The organism is Vibrio sp. SSH13-20 (genome assembly GCF_040104475.1).
GTDB lineage: Bacteria > Pseudomonadota > Gammaproteobacteria > Enterobacterales > Vibrionaceae > Vibrio > Vibrio harveyi.
In genome coordinates this window covers 1-1,063 of the sequence record NZ_JBECOU010000040.1, presented here as the reverse complement: position 1 = coordinate 1,063, position 1,063 = coordinate 1, and the positions used below count along the sequence as shown (strand labels likewise).

The following is a 1,063-nucleotide window of genomic DNA, read 5'->3' as shown; positions in this document are numbered from 1 at the left end:
CAAAGAGGGGGACCTTCGGGCCTCTCGCGTCAGGATATGCCTAGGTGGGATTAGCTAGTTGGTGAGGTAATGGCTCACCAAGGCGACGATCCCTAGCTGGTCTGAGAGGATGATCAGCCACACTGGAACTGAGACACGGTCCAGACTCCTACGGGAGGCAGCAGTGGGGAATATTGCACAATGGGCGCAAGCCTGATGCAGCCATGCCGCGTGTGTGAAGAAGGCCTTCGGGTTGTAAAGCACTTTCAGTCGTGAGGAAGGTAGTGTAGTTAATAGCTGCATTATTTGACGTTAGCGACAGAAGAAGCACCGGCTAACTCCGTGCCAGCAGCCGCGGTAATACGGAGGGTGCGAGCGTTAATCGGAATTACTGGGCGTAAAGCGCATGCAGGTGGTTTGTTAAGTCAGATGTGAAAGCCCGGGGCTCAACCTCGGAATAGCATTTGAAACTGGCAGACTAGAGTACTGTAGAGGGGGGTAGAATTTCAGGTGTAGCGGTGAAATGCGTAGAGATCTGAAGGAATACCGGTGGCGAAGGCGGCCCCCTGGACAGATACTGACACTCAGATGCGAAAGCGTGGGGAGCAAACAGGATTAGATACCCTGGTAGTCCACGCCGTAAACGATGTCTACTTGGAGGTTGTGGCCTTGAGCCGTGGCTTTCGGAGCTAACGCGTTAAGTAGACCGCCTGGGGAGTACGGTCGCAAGATTAAAACTCAAATGAATTGACGGGGGCCCGCACAAGCGGTGGAGCATGTGGTTTAATTCGATGCAACGCGAAGAACCTTACCTACTCTTGACATCCAGAGAACTTTCCAGAGATGGATTGGTGCCTTCGGGAACTCTGAGACAGGTGCTGCATGGCTGTCGTCAGCTCGTGTTGTGAAATGTTGGGTTAAGTCCCGCAACGAGCGCAACCCTTATCCTTGTTTGCCAGCACTTCGGGTGGGAACTCCAGGGAGACTGCCGGTGATAAACCGGAGGAAGGTGGGGACGACGTCAAGTCATCATGGCCCTTACGAGTAGGGCTACACACGTGCTACAATGGCGCATACAGAGGGC

1 rRNA gene is annotated in these 1,063 nt (G+C 53.9%); it reads left to right on the top strand.

Features of this window, described 5'->3' with window-relative positions:
• Window positions 1–1,063: ribosomal RNA gene (locus ABMY42_RS26325) — 16S ribosomal RNA — on the top strand; the annotation flags it as partial.